17 protein-coding genes are annotated in these 17,822 nt (G+C 63.8%); 8 read left to right on the plus strand and 9 right to left on the minus strand.

The window, feature by feature from the left end; genetic code table 11:
* Both recN and VOM14_RS19565 read right to left on the minus strand, forming a co-directional pair.
* Positions 1 to 1,671, minus strand: a complete 1,671-nt coding sequence (recN, locus tag VOM14_RS19560) for a DNA repair protein RecN (protein ID WP_327630387.1) — start codon at positions 1,669 to 1,671, stop codon at positions 1 to 3.
* Positions 1,672 to 1,780: 109 nt separating this feature from the next.
* A complete protein-coding gene (locus VOM14_RS19565; protein WP_327630388.1) occupies positions 1,781 to 2,683 on the minus strand; it encodes an NAD kinase in 903 nt (300 codons plus the stop codon).
* A 225-nt stretch (positions 2,684 to 2,908) separates the two neighbouring features.
* On the opposite strand from VOM14_RS19565, the gene hrcA reads away from it, so the two are divergent.
* The 3 genes from hrcA (at position 2,909) to VOM14_RS19580 (ending at position 5,579) form a co-directional block, all read left to right on the plus strand.
* Positions 2,909 to 3,928 carry a heat-inducible transcriptional repressor HrcA gene (gene hrcA / locus VOM14_RS19570; RefSeq protein WP_327630389.1) on the plus strand — a complete coding sequence of 340 codons (1,020 nt, stop codon included), beginning with the start codon at positions 2,909 to 2,911 and terminating at the stop codon, positions 3,926 to 3,928.
* Positions 3,929 to 4,093: 165 nt separating this feature from the next.
* Positions 4,094 to 5,167 carry a ferrochelatase gene (gene hemH / locus VOM14_RS19575; RefSeq protein ID WP_327630390.1) on the plus strand — a complete coding sequence of 358 codons (1,074 nt, stop codon included), beginning with the start codon at positions 4,094 to 4,096 and terminating at the stop codon, positions 5,165 to 5,167.
* Between the two features lie 4 nt (positions 5,168 to 5,171).
* Positions 5,172 to 5,579, plus strand: coding sequence for an RNA-binding S4 domain-containing protein (locus tag VOM14_RS19580; RefSeq protein WP_327630391.1), 408 nt, complete (start codon positions 5,172 to 5,174; stop codon positions 5,577 to 5,579).
* Here the strand turns inward: VOM14_RS19580 and VOM14_RS19585 are convergent.
* On the minus strand, positions 5,551 to 5,712 hold the full coding sequence (locus VOM14_RS19585) for a hypothetical protein (RefSeq protein ID WP_327630392.1): 162 nt from the start codon (positions 5,710 to 5,712) through the stop codon (positions 5,551 to 5,553). The genes VOM14_RS19580 and VOM14_RS19585 overlap by 29 nt on opposite strands.
* Positions 5,713 to 6,092: 380 nt before the next feature.
* On the opposite strand from VOM14_RS19585, the gene grpE reads away from it, so the two are divergent.
* From grpE to pabB, 5 genes are all read left to right on the plus strand, one after another.
* Positions 6,093 to 6,677 (plus strand): nucleotide exchange factor GrpE, encoded by a 585-nt coding sequence (grpE, locus tag VOM14_RS19590; protein WP_327630393.1) that lies wholly within the window; start codon positions 6,093 to 6,095, stop codon positions 6,675 to 6,677.
* A 79-nt stretch (positions 6,678 to 6,756) separates the two neighbouring features.
* A complete protein-coding gene (locus VOM14_RS19595; RefSeq protein WP_327630394.1) occupies positions 6,757 to 7,185 on the plus strand; it encodes a thioredoxin family protein in 429 nt (142 codons plus the stop codon).
* Positions 7,186 to 7,337: 152 nt separating this feature from the next.
* Positions 7,338 to 9,290: a molecular chaperone DnaK gene (gene dnaK / locus VOM14_RS19600; RefSeq protein WP_327630395.1), complete on the plus strand. Its 1,953-nt coding sequence runs from the start codon at positions 7,338 to 7,340 to the stop codon at positions 9,288 to 9,290.
* A 268-nt stretch (positions 9,291 to 9,558) separates the two neighbouring features.
* Positions 9,559 to 10,698 carry a molecular chaperone DnaJ gene (dnaJ, locus tag VOM14_RS19605; RefSeq protein WP_327630396.1) on the plus strand — a complete coding sequence of 380 codons (1,140 nt, stop codon included), beginning with the start codon at positions 9,559 to 9,561 and terminating at the stop codon, positions 10,696 to 10,698.
* 24 nt (positions 10,699 to 10,722) lie between these two features.
* Positions 10,723 to 12,606, plus strand: coding sequence for an aminodeoxychorismate synthase component I (gene pabB / locus VOM14_RS19610; RefSeq protein WP_327630397.1), 1,884 nt, complete (start codon positions 10,723 to 10,725; stop codon positions 12,604 to 12,606).
* 43 nt (positions 12,607 to 12,649) lie between these two features.
* On the opposite strand, the gene panB is transcribed toward pabB, so the two are convergent.
* The 6 genes from panB to hda are packed head-to-tail and all read right to left on the minus strand — an operon-like array spanning position 12,650 to position 17,793.
* Positions 12,650 to 13,465, minus strand: coding sequence for a 3-methyl-2-oxobutanoate hydroxymethyltransferase (gene panB, locus VOM14_RS19615; protein WP_327630398.1), 816 nt, complete (start codon positions 13,463 to 13,465; stop codon positions 12,650 to 12,652).
* A 36-nt stretch (positions 13,466 to 13,501) separates the two neighbouring features.
* On the minus strand, positions 13,502 to 14,182 hold the full coding sequence (locus VOM14_RS19620) for a deoxynucleoside kinase (protein ID WP_327630399.1): 681 nt from the start codon (positions 14,180 to 14,182) through the stop codon (positions 13,502 to 13,504).
* Positions 14,179 to 14,727, minus strand: a complete 549-nt coding sequence (folK, locus tag VOM14_RS19625) for a 2-amino-4-hydroxy-6-hydroxymethyldihydropteridine diphosphokinase (RefSeq protein WP_327630400.1) — start codon at positions 14,725 to 14,727, stop codon at positions 14,179 to 14,181. Before folK ends, VOM14_RS19620 begins: the two co-directional genes overlap by 4 nt.
* A 48-nt stretch (positions 14,728 to 14,775) precedes the next feature.
* On the minus strand, positions 14,776 to 16,374 hold the full coding sequence (gene pcnB, locus VOM14_RS19630) for a polynucleotide adenylyltransferase PcnB (protein WP_327630401.1): 1,599 nt from the start codon (positions 16,372 to 16,374) through the stop codon (positions 14,776 to 14,778).
* Positions 16,371 to 17,057: an HAD family hydrolase gene (locus VOM14_RS19635; protein ID WP_327630402.1), complete on the minus strand. Its 687-nt coding sequence runs from the start codon at positions 17,055 to 17,057 to the stop codon at positions 16,371 to 16,373. Before VOM14_RS19635 ends, pcnB begins: the two co-directional genes overlap by 4 nt.
* On the minus strand, positions 17,050 to 17,793 hold the full coding sequence (gene hda / locus VOM14_RS19640; protein WP_327630403.1) for a DnaA regulatory inactivator Hda: 744 nt from the start codon (positions 17,791 to 17,793) through the stop codon (positions 17,050 to 17,052). Before hda ends, VOM14_RS19635 begins: the two co-directional genes overlap by 8 nt.
* Positions 17,794 to 17,822: the final 29 nt, after the last annotated feature.

Here is a 17,822-nt window from a genome sequence, read left to right on the forward strand (position 1 = left end):
CTACGCCGCCAGCATTTCCTTCGCGTGCTTGCGGGTGGTCGGCGTGATTTCCAGGCCGCCGAGCATCCGCGCGACTTCTTCGACGCGGCTCGCCTTGTCGAGCGAAACGACGCTGCTCACGGTGCCGCCTTTGCCGTTGCCCGCTTTCGCTACCTGGAAGTGATGGTCGCCGCGCGCGGCGACCTGCGGCAAGTGCGTCACGCAGAGCACCTGGCGTGCTTGCCCGAGCTGATGCAGGAGCCGCCCGACCACTTCGGCGACGGCGCCGCCGATTCCGGTATCCACTTCGTCGAAAATCAGCGTGGGCGTTGGGCTCGCGGCGCTGGCGATCACCGCGAGCGCGAGGCTGATACGCGCCAGTTCGCCGCCTGACGCGACCTTGGCGAGCGGGCGCAACGGCACGCCCGCATGACCGGCGACGCGAAACTCCACCTGTTCCAGTCCGTGCGCGCCGCCTTCCGGCAACGGCACGAGCGCCACTTCGAAGCTGCCGCCTTTCATGGACAGTTCCTGCATGCCCGTGGTGACCGCGGCGCCCAGCGCCTTGCCGGCCTTCGCGCGCGCCTTCGAGAGCTTTTTCGCCTCTGCGAGGAAGTCCTCGCGCGTTCTGGCTTCGGCGGCGTGCAGGCTGTCGAGATCGGCGGCGGCGTCGAGCGCGGCGAGTTGCGCGCGGCGCGCCTCGTGCTCCTCGGGCAGCGTTTCGGGCTGCAGGCGGAACTTGCGCGCGGCCGAATGCAACGCGTCGAGGCGCTTTTCGACTTGCGCGAGCCGGTCGGGATCGAGTTCGAGCTTCTGGGCGTAATGGCTCAGCGAATACGCGGCTTCCTGCAACTGGATTTCGGCGGGTTCGAGCGCGGCCAGCACGTCGTTCAGAGCCGGGTCGATTTCCGCGAGGTCGCGCACCTTCGAGACGATCGACGAAAGATGCGTGATCATCGCCTCGTCGGATTCGGAGAGCGCGCCGAGCGCGCCTTGCACGCCGTCGATCAGATTGGCCGAATGCGACAGCCGCCGATGCTCGGTATTGACCTCTTCCCACTCGCCTGGCTGCGGCGCGAGCTTGTCCAGCTCCGCGAGCTGCCACGCGAGACGTTCGCGTTCGAGTTGCAGTTCGCGGTCGCGCGTTTGCGCGTGTTCGACTGCCTGAACCTTTTCGCGCCACGTGCGCCATGCGCGCGTGACGTTCGTGGACAGCTCCGTGAGACCCGCGTGCGTGTCGAACAATTCGCGCTGCGCGTCGGGACGCATCAGCAACTGGTGGGCGTGCTGGCCGTGAATATCCACCAGCATTTCGCCGACCTCGCGCAGTTGCGCAAGCGTCGCCGCCGTTCCGTTGATGAACGCCCGCGAGCGCCCATTGGCGTCTACTACGCGGCGCAGCATCACCGTGCCGCCGTGCTGGCCGTCGGCGGCGCTCGCGCCGAACGCCTGCTCGTCGAGCCACTGGTCGACTTGCGCGTGCGTGTCGAATTCCGCGGTGATGTCGGCGCGGCTCTCGCCGGTGCGAACGACGCTCGCATCGGCACGCGCGCCGAGCGCGAGCGCCAGCGCGTCGATCAGAATCGACTTGCCGGCGCCGGTTTCGCCGGAGAAAACAGTGAAGCCGCTGTCGAATTCGAGGTCGAGCGCGGCGACGATGACGAAGTCGCGTATCGAGAGGTGGCGAAGCATGGAAGTCGTGTGTGAGCTTGTGGTCGGTTTGAACGGCGCGGTTTCAAAGGGCCCGCTTGCGGCAGCGCGGATTCAGCAGCGGCGTGTGCGCTCCGGCATTCCTGGCCGGTCAGGGTTTGGTGTCTTCTTCGTGCGACGGGTACTCGTTCCAGTGCAGCTTCTTGCGCAGCGTCGCGTAATAGCTGTAGCCGACCGGATGCAGCATCGGCACCGTATGACGCGAGCGCCGCACTTCGATCGCATCGCCTAGTTCCAGCGACGTGAACGACTGCATGTCGAAATTCACATTCACTTCGCGCCCTGAAACGATCTGAATACTGACCTTGGAATCGTCCGGCAGCACGATAGGACGGTTCGACAGCGCGTGCGGCGCGATCGGCACCAGCACGATGCCCTGCAATTGCGGATGCAGAATCGGTCCCTGCGACGACAGCGCATAAGCCGTCGAGCCGGTGGGCGTGGCGACGATCAGGCCGTCCGAACGCTGGTTGTACATGAAGCGGCCGTCCACGGAGACATGCAGCTCCGCCATGCCCGAGAAGCCGCTGCGGTTGACCACGACGTCGTTGAAGGCCAGCGCGTGATAGATCGGGTTGCCCTGGCGCATGATGCGCGCTTCGAGCAGCACCCGTTCTTCGCGTTCGAAATTGCCCGACAACATTTGCGGCACGATCTCACTCATATGTGAAATCGGGATGTCGGTAATGAAGCCGAGCCGCCCATGATTGATGCCGATGAGCGGCGTGCGGTAAGGCGCAAGCTGACGGCCGATGCCGAGCATCGTGCCGTCGCCGCCGAGCACGATCGCCACGTCGGCGCGCGCGCCGATCTCGGCGGGACGCAGCGCCGGGTATTCGGTGACGCCGATTTCCGCCGCGGTGTCGGCTTCGAAAACGACGTCAAAGCCGCGCTTCGCGATGCACGAGGCGAGCGCGGTCAGGGGCTCACCGATGCCCGGCGTGTTGTTGCGCCCGACGAGCGCGACGGTCTTGAACTGGCTGGTCACTTGCATGCCGGCATTACACCATAGGTAGGGCTCGAAAAGAACCGCGCGCGAATGCGGCGGCCGGCCGGCAAACAGAGGCTGCCGGCGTAGTCCGGGATTGTCGTTAGAATGGTGATGCCTTGATGACATGCGCGACGGGCAGATTGCCATGGCGCGCTGCGGGCCGGGCCGTGGGCCTCGGGTGCCGTTGGCGCTCGCAGGAGTCGCGTCATTGAGCTAAAATTTTTCGTCATGCTAGATCCTCGCGCACAAACCCTCCTTAAAACCCTGATCGAGCGCTACATTGCCGAAGGTCAGCCGGTCGGCTCGCGCACGTTGTCGCGCTATTCCGGCCTTGAGCTGAGTCCGGCAACCATCCGCAACGTCATGTCGGATCTCGAGGACCTGGGGCTTGTGATCAGCCCGCATACGTCGGCGGGACGCATTCCCACGCCGCGCGGCTACCGGCTTTTCGTGGACACCATGCTGACCGTCGAGTCCGCCGCAGACGAAGAAGCGGTCACGCGCACAGTCAAGACTACGCTGCAGGCGGGCGAGCCGCAGAAAATCGTCGCCGCGGCGGCGAGCGTGCTCTCGAATCTGTCGCAGTTCGCCGGAGTGGTGCTCACGCCGCGGCGCAGCCACGTATTCAAGCAGGTCGAATTCATGCGCCTGTCCGACAAGCGCATTTTGCTCATCATCGTGACGCCGGAAGGCGACGTGCAGAACCGCATGATGGCGACCCAGCGTGACTTTTCTCCGTCGGAGCTGGTGGAAGCGTCCAACTACATCAACGCGCACTTCGCCGGCCTTTCTTTCGACGAAGTGCGACGCCGCCTGCGCGAGGAAATCGACCAACTGCGCGGCGACATGACCACGCTCATGCACGCGGCCGTCACCGCGAGCACCGACGAATCGGACACCGGCGAGACCGTGCTGATTTCGGGCGAGCGCAAGCTGCTCGAGGTGGCGGATCTTTCCTCGGACATGGCGCGCCTGCGCAAGCTGTTCGACGTGTTCGACCAAAAAACCAGTCTCCTTCAATTGCTGGATGTGTCGAGTCATGCGGCGGGCGTGCAGATCTTCATAGGCGGCGAGTCGAATCTCGTGCCTATCGAGGAAATGAGCGTCGTCACCGCGCCCTACGAAGTGAACGGCAAGATTGTCGGCACGCTGGGCGTGATCGGCCCGACCCGCATGGCCTACAACCGCGTGATCCCGATTGTCGACATCACCGCGCGGCTGCTTTCGCTGACCCTCAGCCAGCAATAGCGGCTCACCGTCGCGTGCTCGATCCGCTCATCATGCGCGACGGCGGGCAGCTTGCCAATTGGCCGAACGGCCAGGGGGCGCCGGGGATCGCGGCCGCGAAGCGCGCCGCTATAATGAATCTCACCTGTATCCACTCTCCGCTTTGAGCGGTGACTCCTGCTGCCTATGCGCTTCGATCTCGAGCGGCCCTCGCAGAACGCCACGTCGCACCGCGTTGCCGTGCTGCTGATCAATCTCGGCACGCCCGACGCGCCTACGCCTCGTGCGGTTCGCCGCTATCTCGCGCAATTTCTGTCGGACCCTCGCGTGGTCGAAATTCCGGCGCTGCTCTGGCAGATCATTCTGCGGCTCGTGATCCTGCCGTTCCGGGGCCGGGCGTCGGCCCGGAAATATGCAGCGGTGTGGATGCCGGAAGGCTCGCCGCTGCGCGTGTACACGGAGAAGCAGGTGGAAGGCTTGCGCCATCTGCTGCAATTGAACGACTACACGGTGCTCGTCGAATACGCGATGCGCTACGGCACGCCCGGCATTCCGGCCATGCTGAATCAGCTCAAGCTCGCCGGCGCCGAGCGGATATTGCTGATGCCGATGTATCCGCAATACTCGTCGTCGACCACCGCCACCGCTTTCGACGACGCTTTCTCCGCCCTCAAGCGCATGCGCAACCAGCCAGAGATTCGCACGGTGCGCCAGTACGCCGACCATCCCGCGTATATCACCGCGCTTGCCGCGCAGGTGCATCAGTATTGGCATCATCACGGCCGGCCGGATTTCGCGGCGGGCGACAAGCTCGTGCTGAGTTTTCATGGTGTGCCCAAGCGCACGCTCGACCTTGGCGATCCGTACCACGATCAGTGTCAGTCGACCGGCGCGCTTCTGATGCAGGCGCTCGCGCTGACGCCGGTGGAATGCCGCATCACGTTCCAGTCGCGGTTCGGCAAGGCGGAGTGGCTGCAGCCCTACACGGCGCCCACGCTGAAGGAACTCGGCGCGGCAGGCGTGCGGCGTGCTGACGTGTTTTGTCCAGGCTTTACCGCCGACTGCCTCGAGACGATCGAGGAAATCGGCATGGAAGTGCGCGACGAGTTCCTGCACGCCGGCGGCAAGGAATTTCACCGCATTCCGTGCGTGAACGCATCGCAGGCGTGGATTGCCGCGCTTGGCGAAATCGTCGCGCAGAATCTGCAAGGCTGGCCGGTGCAGGCGGTCCCCGTACCGCACAACACAGTGGCTCGATGAGACTATGAATTACAGGATTTCAACCGAGCCGGGCGCGAAGCTGCGCATCGACAAATGGCTTTGGGCGGCGCGCTTCTTCAAGACGCGCTCGCTTGCCGCGGACGCCGTGGAGAAAGGGCGCGTGCGGATCGGCGGGGCGAGCGTCAAACCGGCGAAGGAGGTGCGAGTCGGCGACCTGGTGGAGGTCGAGATCGAGACGTTCGTATGGCAGGTGCAGGTGCTGGGCGTGTGCGACGTACGCGGGCCGGCGAGCGTCGCGCAGACCCTTTATGCGGAAACCGACCGGAGCCGGGAAAAGCGCCAGGTTGAGCAGGAGCGTCGCAAGACATATCGCGAGCCGGCCGCCGCATTGCACGGGCGGCCGACCAAGCGCGACCGCCGCACTATCGACAGATTTTCAGGTGGGGATTGAACAGTTGTTCCATGGTCGCGTGCACGCCGCCGTATTCGGTGGTGTGATCGTTGACCGCGCCAGACATACAGATGGTCGTGGTGCCTGCAACGAGTACCAGTGCGACCACCGAGATTGCCAAGGTCAGTTTCACGGTACCCCCTTTTGGGATGGTGCAGAAAGGAAACGAGCTGGTCAGGTGAAAATTGCAAAAAAAGCGGAAAGCATTACGTCAGATTAGGGTTAACGAGGTTTTTCCGCTGCGTAACTGGAGCATAGGTCACTTGTGCGCAGCGCTCAATCTCAATCTGATTGCGCGGCTTTAATGGTTGTAACGGCGCATTTCCGCCGCTCGCGGCCACTTTGAAATTTTCGGCGAGGGCGCTTGAAATGGGCGTCTCCAGCCCCATCTGCCGCTTCGATACGTGGTGGTGCGCCTGAATAACTGTCGCGATTTTGCAACGCACAAATCGCAGCAGGGGTTACGCGTCGCCCTCACCGTTGGCTTTTAAATTTTTTACGACTTTCAGCGACATGGAAAACACGCAAGAGAACCCGACGAGCCAGAATCCCACGCCCGCGGACGAAACCGCGCGCCAGGCCGCCGAGGCGGCCACTCCCGAGCAAGGAGCCGCTGCAAGCGTCGCCACCGACGCGCCGGCAACCGGCGCAGAAGCGGCGTTGGCCGACGCGCAGGCGAAGATCGCCGAATTGCAGGAGAGCTTTTTGCGCGCCAAGGCCGAGACGGAAAACGTGCGCCGCCGCGGGCAGGAAGACGTGGCGAAGGCGCATAAGTTCGCCATCGAGAGTTTCGCCGAGCATTTGCTGCCGGTGATCGACAGCCTGGAAGCCGCCGTCGCCCACTCGTCCGACGATTTGCAGAAAGTGCGCGAAGGCGTCGAACTCACGCTGCGCCAGCTGACGGGCGCGTTGGAGAAGGGGCGCGTCGTCGCCCTGAATCCGGTCGGCGAGAAGTTCGACCCGCATCGCCATCAGGCTATTTCCATGGTGCCGGCCGACCAGGAGCCGAACACGGTGGTCGCCGTGCTGCAAAAGGGCTTTGTGATCGCGGACCGCGTGCTGCGTCCGGCGCTCGTGACGGTCGCGGCGCCGAAGTAAGGCGGCAAGCGTCTGTAAGGCGTTTCGTCTGTAGTTCGCCTTGTGATCAGCCGTTAGCCAATCGCTGGACGCCACAGCCATGGCCAATATTCCCGTCGACGCCACCGCGTTCGCGGCATTCGACATGAAAGAGCTGAGCGCCGATTCAATCGACGCCAGCCTTGCCGAAGCCGGGGACGAACTCGCCGTGGTGTTCTTCTGGGGCCTCGACTGTTTCAACTGCGAGATCGCGAAAAAGGCCATGCTCGCGCAGCCCGAGGCGATTCGGGCGCTCGGCCTGCGGTGGTTTCACAGCAATGTCTATGAGCATCGCGAACTGGGGCGGCGCTTCATGCTTCACGGCGTGCCGACCTGGTTCTTCTTCCATCGCGGCAAACGGCTTGGCCGGGCAACCGGCTGGCACGGGCTCGGGCAGTTCCAGGCCGCGGTCGCCGCCGCGCGGGAGAAGGTGCGGGTCGCTTCAGGCCTGGCGGGCGGTCAGCCTTCGGGCAAAACCCCCGTCGATTGAAAAAAATTAAAGACCGCATCGCAAAAGAGGTCTTGAAAACGATGCGGAAGCACTCATGTTGGGTGCAGGTATGAATTCAGGGCGGATCGCCTTGCCGCGAAACGGCAAACCAGGCGCTTCCCGCAGCGATCAAAGTCAGGAGATTTGTAAAAATGGGCAAAATCATCGGCATCGACCTCGGCACGACCAACTCGTGCGTGGCGATCATGGAAGGCAATTCGGTCAAGGTGATCGAGAACTCGGAAGGCGCGCGCACCACGCCGTCGATCATCGCGTACATGGAAGACGGCGAGATTCTCGTCGGCGCGCCTGCCAAGCGTCAGTCGGTCACGAACCCGAAGAACACGCTGTATGCGGTCAAGCGCCTGATCGGCCGCCGTTTTGAAGAGAAAGAAGTCCAGAAGGACATCGGTCTCATGCCGTACAAGATCATGAAGGCCGACAACGGCGACGCATGGATCGAAGTGCGCGACCAGAAGCTGGCTCCGCCGCAAATCTCCGCGGAAGTGCTGCGCAAGATGAAGAAGACCGCTGAAGACTATCTCGGCGAGCCGGTCACCGAAGCCGTGATCACGGTTCCCGCGTACTTCAACGACAGCCAGCGTCAAGCTACCAAAGACGCGGGCCGCATCGCCGGTCTGGAAGTCAAGCGCATCATCAACGAACCGACTGCGGCTGCGCTGGCATTTGGTCTGGACAAGGCTGAAAAGGGCGACCGCAAGATTGCGGTGTATGACCTGGGCGGCGGCACGTTCGACATCTCGATCATCGAAATCGCTGACGTCGACGGAGAAATGCAATTCGAAGTGCTGTCCACGAACGGCGATACGTTCCTGGGCGGTGAAGACTTCGACCAGCGCATCATCGACTACATCATTGGCGAGTTCAAGAAGGAACAGGGCGTCGATCTGTCGAAAGACGTGCTCGCGCTGCAGCGCCTGAAGGAATCGGCTGAAAAGGCGAAGATCGAACTGTCGTCGAGCCAGCAAACCGAAATCAACCTGCCGTACATCACGGCCGACGCGTCGGGTCCGAAGCACCTGAACCTGAAGATCACCCGCGCGAAGCTGGAAGCGCTGGTTGAAGAGCTGATCGCGCGCACCATCGAGCCGTGCCGTGTCGCGATCAAGGACGCGGGCGTGAAGGTCGGCGAAATCGACGACGTGATTCTGGTCGGCGGTATGACCCGCATGCCGAAGGTGCAGGAAAAGGTCAAGGAATTCTTCGGTAAGGACCCGCGCCGTGACGTGAACCCCGATGAAGCCGTGGCCGTGGGCGCCGCGATTCAAGGCCAGGTTCTGTCGGGCGACCGCAAGGACGTTCTGCTGCTCGACGTGACGCCGCTGTCGCTCGGCATCGAAACGCTCGGCGGCGTGATGACCAAGATGATCAACAAGAACACCACGATCCCGACCAAGCATTCGCAGGTCTATTCGACGGCTGACGACAATCAGAGCGCCGTGACGATCAAGGTGTTCCAGGGCGAGCGCGAAATGGCGGCGGGCAATAAGCTGCTGGGCGAGTTCAATCTGGAAGGCATTCCGCCGGCACCGCGCGGCACGCCGCAGATCGAGGTGAGCTTCGACATCGACGCGAACGGCATTCTGCACGTCGGCGCGAAAGACAAGGCGACTGGCAAGGAAAACCGCATCACGATCAAGGCGAACTCGGGTCTGTCCGAAGCCGAAATCGAGAAGATGGTGAAGGACGCCGAAGCGAACGCGGAAGAAGATCACAAGCTGCGCGAACTGGCCGACGCCCGCAACCAGGGCGACGCGCTGGTCCACAGCACGAAGAAGGCGCTCACCGAATACGGCGACAAGCTGGAATCCGGTGAGAAGGAAAAGATCGAAGCCGCGCTGAAGGACCTCGAAGAAACGCTGAAGAGCGGTTCGAGCGACAAGGCCGCGATCGATGCCAAGATCGAAGCCGTGGCCACTGCGTCGCAGAAAATGGGCGAGAAGATGTACGCCGAGATGCAGGCAGCGCAAGGTGCCGAAGCAGCGGCAGCGGGCGCGGCAGGTCCGGGCGCATCGGCTGGTGGCGCGAGCCAGCAGCACGACGACGTGGTCGACGCGGAGTTCAAGGAAGTCAAGAAAGACTAAAGCCAGGTCGTATTCCGACCGTAAAGCCGCACACGGTTTCGTGTGCGGCCCGGCTGCATAAGGGATCGCGGCCTTCCGGACGCGGCAACGTGCAAGAGCGGTTATCGCGCCTGGCGAGCCTTTTAGGCTCTCCGGGCACATTTGTTTTATGGAGGGCGTTGTTTCGAGCCATATTCAGCTGGCATGAAACAGCGGCCGGACGAGTCGTGAGACTCCAGCATTCAAGAGGAGCCACCGCGCGGCATTGCGCGAGTGGCGTTGAACCGACATGGCGAAACGGGATTACTACGAGGTTCTGGGCGTCGCAAAGAACGCGAGCGACGACGAAATCAAGAAGGCTTATCGCAAGCTGGCGATGAAGCACCACCCCGACCGCAATCCGGGCAACAAGGATGCGGAAGAGCATTTCAAGGAGGTGAAGGAAGCCTACGAAATGCTCTCGGACTCGCAAAAGCGTGCCGCGTACGATCAGTATGGCCACGCAGGCGTCGATCCGAACATGGGCGGAGCCGGCGCGCAGGGCTTTGGCGGTTTTGCCGATGCCTTCGGCGATATTTTCGGCGACATCTTCGGTCAGGCGGCCGGTGGCGCGGCGCGCGGCGGCGGCCGTGCAGGCCCGCAGGTTTATCGCGGCGCGGACTTGCGCTACAGCATGGAAATCACGCTGGAGCAGGCCGCGCACGGCTACGACACGCAGATTCGCGTGCCGAGCTGGGTGTCGTGCGAAGTCTGTCACGGTTCGGGCGCGAAGCCCGGCACCAAGCCGGAAACCTGCCCGACCTGCAGCGGTTCGGGCTCGGTGCGCATGTCGCAAGGCTTTTTCAGCATCCAGCAAACCTGCCCGAAGTGCCACGGCACCGGCACCTACATTCCCGACCCGTGCGGCCACTGCCACGGCGCGGGCAAGGTGAAGGAAACCAAGACGCTGGAAGTGAAGATCCCGGCCGGTATCGACGACGGCATGCGTATCCGTTCCGCCGGCAATGGCGAGCCGGGTATCAACGGAGGACCGTCGGGCGACCTGTACGTCGAGATTCATATCAAGCAGCACTCGGTGTTCGAGCGCGACGGCGACGACCTGCATTGCCAGATGCCGATTCCGTTCACCACGGCGGCGCTCGGCGGCGAGATCGAAGTGCCGACGCTTGCCGGTCGCGCGAGCTTCACGGTGCCCGAGGGCACGCAGTCGGGCAAGACCTTCCGGTTGCGCGGCAAGGGCATCAAGGGGTTGCGTTCGAGCATTGCCGGCGATCTGTACGTGCACGTGCAAGTCGAAACGCCGGTCAAGCTCACCGAGCCGCAGCGCGACTTGCTCAAGCAGTTCGAGAAGGCTCTGGTGGAAGGCGGCTCGCGGCATAGCCCGCAAAGCAAAAGCTGGTTCGACCGGGTGAAGAGCTTCTTCGATTAACGGCAGTTCGTTTTGGCGGTCAGCATGACGGCAGAGGCGCGCGGCGCTGTTTTTGCATTGCTCGACGATTGCGGCGCGTCGGCGGCGCGGCGCTCAAGCCGTCTGTACACGGGTTGGGTGCATGAACGGGTGTGTGCGGACGCCGCGCAACTCGAAGCCGTGTGCGAGGCGGCGGCAGCGGACGCGCGGCTCGGTCTGCATGCCGTCGTGCTCGCCGACTACGAGTTCGGCCACCACCTTCTCGACACGGCGTCACATCCGTCCTTCAAAACGCAGCATGGCTCTGCCACGCTGCGTTTTTTATTGTTCGAGCGCTGCGAGAAACTTTCGCGCGACGAGGTCGACGCGTGGCTGATCGAGCAGGACGGCGGCGCGACGGAGCCGTCGGTGGCGGGCACGGCCAACGTGCGCGAGAGCGTCGGGCCAGCGCAGTTCAACGCGGCCATCGACGCAATCCACGCGGCCCTGCGCGCGGGCGATTCGTATCAGGTGAATTACACCTACCGGCTCGGTTTCGACGTGTTCGGCACGTCCACCGCGTTGTATCGGCGGTTGAGGGCGCGTCAGCCGGTTCCGTACGGCGCGTTGATTGCGATGCCCGGCGGCAACTGGGTGCTGTCGTGCTCGCCGGAGCTTTTCGTCGAGAAAGAGAGCGCCACGCTTCGCGCCAGGCCGATGAAAGGCACTGCGCCGCGCTCGGCGAATCCGGCGGTGGATCGAGGCGCAGCCGAATTCCTCGGCAGCGATCCGAAGAATCGTGCCGAGAACGTGATGATCGTCGATCTGTTGCGCAACGATCTGTCGCGCGTCGCGCAAACGGGCTCCGTCAAAGTGCCCGCGCTGTTCTCGGTCGAGCCGTATGCGTCGGTTTGGCAAATGACCTCGACGGTGGAAGCGGCTTTGCGGCCCGGCACGCCGTTCGCCGCGATACTGCGCGCGCTTTTTCCGTGCGGCTCGATCACCGGCGCGCCGAAGCATCGCACGATGCAATTGATCGACGAACTGGAGTCCACGCCGCGCGGTCTGTACACCGGCGCGATCGGCTGGCTGGACGCGCCCGCGCCGTCCGCGACCGACAACGCGTGTGGCGACTTCTGCATGTCGGTGGCGATTCGCACGCTGACGTTGACGTCCTCGCCGCAATCGGGCGGCTTGCGCGGCACGATGGGCGTCGGCGCGGGCATCGTGCTCGACAGCGTCGCGGCCGACGAATTCGAGGAATGTCGATTGAAAGCCCGCTTTCTGACCGCCGCTGAGCCCGGCTTCGAGCTTTTCGAAACGATGTACGCGACGCGGGAGGAGGGCGTGCGTCATCTGTCGCGGCATCTCGCGAGACTGTCGGCCAGTGCCGCGACGCTAGGCTTTTCTTTCGATACCAACGTCCTCCGCGCGCAACTCTTGGCGCAATGCGCGTCGCTGCCCGCGCAGACGCCGCACCGCATGCGCGTCGCGCTAGGCAAGAGCGGCGCGACACACATCACGGCCGCCGTATTGACGCCGCTGGCCGACTCGACGGTCGGTGTGCTGCTCGCCACGGATCGCGATTTCGCGACCACACAAGCCGACGACCCGCTGCTGCGCCACAAGACTACGCGCCGCGCCGAATTCGACCGTGGCTGGCGCGAAGCCGAGGCGAAAGGCGCCTTCGACACGTTGTTCTTCAACGAACGAGGCGAGCTGACGGAAGGCGGGCGGTCTAACGTATTCGTGAAGCTGGCGGGACGGTGGTGGACGCCGCCGCTCGCGTCGGGCGTGCTGCCCGGTGTGATGCGCAGCGTTCTGCTGGAGGAGAACGCGAGCCTGCAAGCGGCTGAGAAAGTGCTGACGCAGGCTGACGTGTTGAATGCCGACGCGCTGATGATCTGCAACGCGTTGCGCGGCGCGCTCCCGGCGCGGGTGGTTCGCTAGAAGACGCGGGCGCGCATTGAGAGATCGCGCGCTTCCCGCACGCTCAAAAGGTGTGCTCAGGACCGGGAAACAGGCCGTCCTTTATTGCGCGCACATACGTTTCCACGGCAGCCAGAATGCTCGGCTGTCCCTGCATGAAATCCTTCACGAAGCGCGGGCGCTTGCCGGGAAAAATGCCCAGCATGTCGTGCAGCACCAGCACCTGCCCCGAGCAATCGAGTCCCGCGCCGATGCCGATCGTCGGAATACGCAACTGCTTCGTGACTTCGCTAGCGAGGAGCGTGGGAATAGCTTCTATCACGATCAGTTGCGCGCCTGCGCTTTGCATGGCGAGCGAGTCGCGCAGCAACTGGCTCGCGCCTGCCTCGGTCTTGCCTTGCACCTTGAAGCCGCCGAACGCATGCACCGACTGCGGCGTCAGCCCCACGTGCGCGCACACGGGAATGGAGCGTTCGACCAGAAAGCGCACCGTGTCCGCGAGCCACTCGCCGCCTTCGAGCTTCACCATCTGCGCGCCGGCGCGCATCAATTCGACTGAGCTTTTGTAGGCTTCTTCCGGCGTGCCATACGTGCCGAACGGCAGGTCCGCGACGATCAGCGCCGACGGCCGCGCGCGCGCCACGCTAGCCGTGTGATACGCGATGTCGGCGAGCGAAACCGGCAGCGTAGTGGCTTGCCCTTGCAGCACATTGCCGAGCGAATCGCCGATCAGCAGAACGTCGACGCCCGCGCGATCCAGCAGCGCGGCGAAGCTCGCGTCGTAGCAGGTCAGCATGGCGATTTTCTCGCCGGCGTCGCGCATTGCCTGCAGTTTCGGCACGGTGATGGCGTTCCGGCTTGTTTCCTGCAAATAGCTCATGGGTCGATCCGTTGAAAAGAGAAGGGCGCGCGCCGCTTAAAGCGACGTGCCTTTGACAAAGAATTCCTTGCGGCCGCGCATGGTTTCGATGCGTTCGGCGAGCAGCGCAAGGTCCGCGTCGGAGTCGAGCGGATTCAGATGTTCGGCGTTGACGGTCAGCACCGGCGTGCTGTCGTAGTGATAGAAGAATTCGTTGTACGCGTCGCATAGCGCGTGCAGATAGGCGTCGGAAATCTGCAGCTCCATGGGCACCGCGCGCTTCTGGATGCGCGAGAACAGCACCTCGGGACTGGCCTGCAGATACACGACGAAGTCCGGCGCGGGCGCGCTCACTTCGAGCCGTGCCGCGAGCGCGCGGTACAACTGCCACTCGTCTTCCTGCAGCGTGAGACGCGCGAAGATGTCGTTCTTCTGCGTCATGAAATCGGCGATCAGCGGCATGCCCGCCACTTGCGCCGCGTTCACTTCCTGCGCCTGCTGCGCGCGTTGCAACGCGAAGTGCAGTTGCACCGGCAACGCATAGCGCGCGGTGTCGCGATAAAAGCGTTCGAGAAAGGGATTGTCCTGCGGGCGCTCGAACAGTTCCTGCATCGACCAGCGTTGCGCGAGCCGCCGCGCGAGCGAGGTCTTGCCGACGCCGATCGGTCCTTCAATGGCGAGATAGCCGAATGGAGGCCGCAATTGCGGCGCGGTGACGGTGAGCGGGGGTGAATTCATTCGCAGCGACCCTTGGCCGTCGTGTTGCCGCCGGAGGCGAGTGCATTGAGCATCGGGCACTGACACGGCCCTTTCACTTTCTCGATGCGCTGCTCGCGCACGCCGTCGAGCAACGCATCGGCGCGCCCGTGGCGCGGGATGATCAGCGCGGCGTCGATTTCGACGAGCGGAACGAGCGCAAAGGCGCGTTCGACGAGGCGTGGGTGCGGAACGATCAGATCGGCTTCGTCGATCGCTTGATCGCCGTACAGCAGAATGTCCAGATCCAGCGTTCGCGGCGCATTGCGAAAGGGACGCTCCCGGCCGAACTGATGTTCGATCTTGTGGCACAGCGCGAGCAGGTGCCGCACGGGAAGCGTCGTGTCGAGCTTCACGACGCAGTTGAAATAGTCGTCACCGCCCGCGTCGATCGGGGCAGTGCGATACAGGCTCGACTTGGCGAGCACGGTGATGGTGTGCTGTTGTGCGAGACACACCACCGCGTCTTTCAGGGTCTGGCGCGCGTCCCCGAGATTCGCGCCGAGGCCGAGATAAGCAACCGTCATGGCATAACTTCCTGCAACTATCGTTCGACGGCTTCAGCAAACGCTGCGTCAGTCTTCGTGCGAGCCTTCGTGGCCCGCTTCGGCGTCTGTGCGTTCGGCTGGCGTGCCGCCCTCCATTCCGTCGCCCGATTTGCGGTTTCTGGCGCCACCGCCGCGCCGCCGTCGTTTTCTGGGGCTTCGGTCCTTCCCGCCTTGCGTGAGCAATGTTTCACGCGCCGCGACGTCTCCTTCGATGAACTCCGTCCACCACGCTCCGACCGACTCGTCGAGTTCGCCGGATTCGCAGCGCAACAGGAGGAAATCATACCCCGCTCTAAATCTTTGGTGTTCCAGCAGCTTCAGCGCGCTCCTTCCCGAGCGTTTTTCAAGACGCAGCTGCAAGCCCCAGATTTCGCGCATGTCCGACGAAAAACGCTTATGAATAGCGAGTTTCTCGGTTTGCATGTCGAGGACTTCGTCCATCGCGCGATGCAGCGCGGGCACCGGATATTCGCCGTTCGCCTCGAATTTCTGCCAGCGCTGCTGCACGTCGTGCCACAACAAGGTGGCAAAAAGAAAACCCGGCGAGACCGGCTTGCCGGCGCGCACGCGCGCGTCTGTGTTGTTGAGCGCGAGCGTGATGAATTTTTCGCCGGTGGGCTGTTCGAGCACCACGTCGAGCAAGGGCAGCAGGCCATGATGCAGGCCTTCCTGGCGCAGACGCTTCAGACACGCGAGCGCGTGGCCCGACAGCATGAGCTTCAGCATCTCGTCGAACAGACGCGCGGCCGGCACGTTGTTGATCAGATCGGCCATGTTCGCGATCGGCGCGCGGGTCGCGTCGTCGATCTCGAAATCGAGCTTGGCGGCGAAGCGGACCACGCGCAGCATCCGCACCGGGTCTTCGCGATAACGCGTGGCCGGATCGCCGATCATGCGCAACAGGCGCGCGCGCACGTCGGCCATGCCGTTGTGATAGTCGAGCACGGTTTCCGTGGCCGGATCGTAGTACATCGCGTTGATCGTGAAATCGCGGCGCGTGGCGTCTTCGTGCTGCTCGCCCCACACGTTGTCGCGCAGCACGCGGCCGCTCGCGTCCACCGCGTGCGTGCGGCGGTCGAGCTCGTCGCGCTTGAGGCGCCGCGCGGGCGCGGCGTCTGCGGCGGGCGGATCGACCAGTGCGCGAAACGTGGAGGTTTCGATGATTTCCTGCCCGAACTGCACGTGCACGATCTGAAACCGGCGGCCGATGATGCGCGCGCGGCGGAACAGCTTTTGCACCTGTTCGGGCGTCGCGTCGGTCGCGACGTCGAAATCTTTGGGCTTGATGCCGAGCAGCAGATCGCGCACCGCGCCGCCCACGATGAACGCCCGGTGCCCCGCCTGTTGCAGCCCTTCGGTCACACGAGTCGCGTTGCGCGAGATCAGCGTGGGGTCGATGCCGTGCACGTCGTGCGGAATGATGACCGGCACGTCGGGATCGCGCACCGTCTTTGCCGACGCGCCGGAGCGTGCCGGTTTGCGGCGCGCGCGGCCGGCTCCGGCCGCGCCGCGTGCATTGCGCGCCGGTGCGCTGCCGGTTTCGTCTGCGTCGGCTTCAGGCGGCACGATGTCGTCGGTGGACGCTGCGTCCTGGCCGAATAGCTTGCGGATGAGTTTTTTGATCACTGGGGTTGGAAGAGTTCGAGGATGCGCCAGCCTTTGGCCTGCGCATGGGCACGCAATGTGTCGTCGGGATTGGTCGCGATCGGATCGGTGACCTTTTCGAGCAGCGGAATGTCGTTGTGCGAATCGCTATAGAAATAGCTGCGCTCGAAGTCGCTCCAGGTTTTGCCGAGCGACGCGAGCCATGTCTCGGTGCGCACGATCTTGCCTTCCTTGTAGCTCGGCGTGCCGGTGGGGCGGCCGGTGTACGGCGAATGCGGCTGGCCGTCGACGGTTTCGGCTTCGCAGGCGATCAGCGTGTCGACGCCGAACGCGCTGGCGATGGGACGCGTGATGAATTCGTTCGTGGCCGTGACCACGCAACAGAGGTCGCCGGCTTCGCGATGCCGTTTGACCAGCTCGACCGCGGCCGGAAGAATGGCCGGCGTGATCACTTCATGCATGTACTGCTCGTGGAAGTCCGCGAGCTGCGCGCGCGTGTATTTGGCGAGCGGCGTGAGCATGGCGATCAGATAGGCGTGAATGTCGAGCTTGCCGGCTTTGTAGTCGGCAAAGAAGCGGTCGTTTTCACGGGCGAAATTTTCGGCGTCGACCATGCCGTGTTTCACCATGAAGCGGCCCCATTCGTGGTCGCTGTCGGTGGGAATGAGCGTGTGATCGAGGTCGAAGAGTGCGAGATTAGCCATGGGGGTCTATTTTACTTGAAGCGGCGGACGACGCGGCGGGGCCTTCCACACCCGACGAAGCCAGCATCGTGCGCAACAGCGGCAGCGTGACCGCGCGCTTCTGTTCGAGCGAAAAGCGGTCGAGCGCGCCGAGCAGGGCCATCAGGCTCGGCATGTCGCGGCGAAAATGCGTGAGCAGATAGGCGGGCACGTCGTCGGCGAGCATGATGCCGCGCTCGCGCGCCGCGAGCTTCAGCACGGCCGCCTTGCCTTCGTCGGGCAGCGGCGCGAGATGGAACACGAGGCCCCAGCCGAGCCGCGTGCGCAGATCCTCGCGCACGGTCATGCCGATCGGCGGCGCATTGCCCGTGGCGACGAGCGCACTGGTGGGATGCGCGCGCACCTCGTTGAAGAGATTGAACACGGCGATCTGCTGGGCGGCGGAGAGGCCGTCGCAATCGTCGATGGCATAGAGCGCGACGCGCGGATCGAAGCCGAACGCGGCGAGGCTGCTTTGCGGACCCGCGAAGCGCGCGTGACCCGGCGGCGCCTCGTGCACGAGCGCTTCCAGAAGATGCGTGCGGCCGCTGCCCGCTTCGCCCCAGATGTAGAAGGTGCGATCCGCGACCGGCCCGGCGGCGAGCGCGTTATCAAGCTCGCGCAGGCGCGTGACAAGCTCGGCGTTGGCGCCGGCGAAAAAATTGTCGAATGTCGATGGCGGCGGGGTGCCGAGATCGAGCGTCAGTTGACGAAGCACAGTAGGTTAATGCCGAAAATGAGGCTGAG

It is taken from the genome of Paraburkholderia sp. MPAMCS5, assembly GCF_036016995.1.
GTDB lineage: Bacteria > Pseudomonadota > Gammaproteobacteria > Burkholderiales > Burkholderiaceae > Paraburkholderia.

Excerpts from the sequence above, each read along its gene's own strand:
- recN (WP_327630387.1), bottom strand. The coding sequence starts at position 1,671 with ATGCTTCGCCACCTCTCGATACGCGACTTCGTCATCGTCGCCGCGCTC.
- VOM14_RS19565 (WP_327630388.1), bottom strand. The coding sequence starts at position 2,683 with ATGCAAGTGACCAGCCAGTTCAAGACCGTCGCGCTCGTCGGGCGCAAC.
- hrcA (WP_327630389.1), top strand. The coding sequence starts at position 2,909 with ATGCTAGATCCTCGCGCACAAACCCTCCTTAAAACCCTGATCGAGCGC.
- hemH (WP_327630390.1), top strand. The coding sequence starts at position 4,094 with ATGCGCTTCGATCTCGAGCGGCCCTCGCAGAACGCCACGTCGCACCGC.
- VOM14_RS19580 (WP_327630391.1), top strand. The coding sequence starts at position 5,172 with ATGAATTACAGGATTTCAACCGAGCCGGGCGCGAAGCTGCGCATCGAC.
- grpE (WP_327630393.1), top strand. The coding sequence starts at position 6,093 with ATGGAAAACACGCAAGAGAACCCGACGAGCCAGAATCCCACGCCCGCG.
- VOM14_RS19595 (WP_327630394.1), top strand. The coding sequence starts at position 6,757 with ATGGCCAATATTCCCGTCGACGCCACCGCGTTCGCGGCATTCGACATG.
- dnaK (WP_327630395.1), top strand. The coding sequence starts at position 7,338 with ATGGGCAAAATCATCGGCATCGACCTCGGCACGACCAACTCGTGCGTG.
- dnaJ (WP_327630396.1), top strand. The coding sequence starts at position 9,559 with ATGGCGAAACGGGATTACTACGAGGTTCTGGGCGTCGCAAAGAACGCG.
- pabB (WP_327630397.1), top strand. The coding sequence starts at position 10,723 with ATGACGGCAGAGGCGCGCGGCGCTGTTTTTGCATTGCTCGACGATTGC.
- panB (WP_327630398.1), bottom strand. The coding sequence starts at position 13,465 with ATGAGCTATTTGCAGGAAACAAGCCGGAACGCCATCACCGTGCCGAAA.
- VOM14_RS19620 (WP_327630399.1), bottom strand. The coding sequence starts at position 14,182 with ATGAATTCACCCCCGCTCACCGTCACCGCGCCGCAATTGCGGCCTCCA.
- folK (WP_327630400.1), bottom strand. The coding sequence starts at position 14,727 with ATGACGGTTGCTTATCTCGGCCTCGGCGCGAATCTCGGGGACGCGCGC.
- VOM14_RS19635 (WP_327630402.1), bottom strand. The coding sequence starts at position 17,057 with ATGGCTAATCTCGCACTCTTCGACCTCGATCACACGCTCATTCCCACC.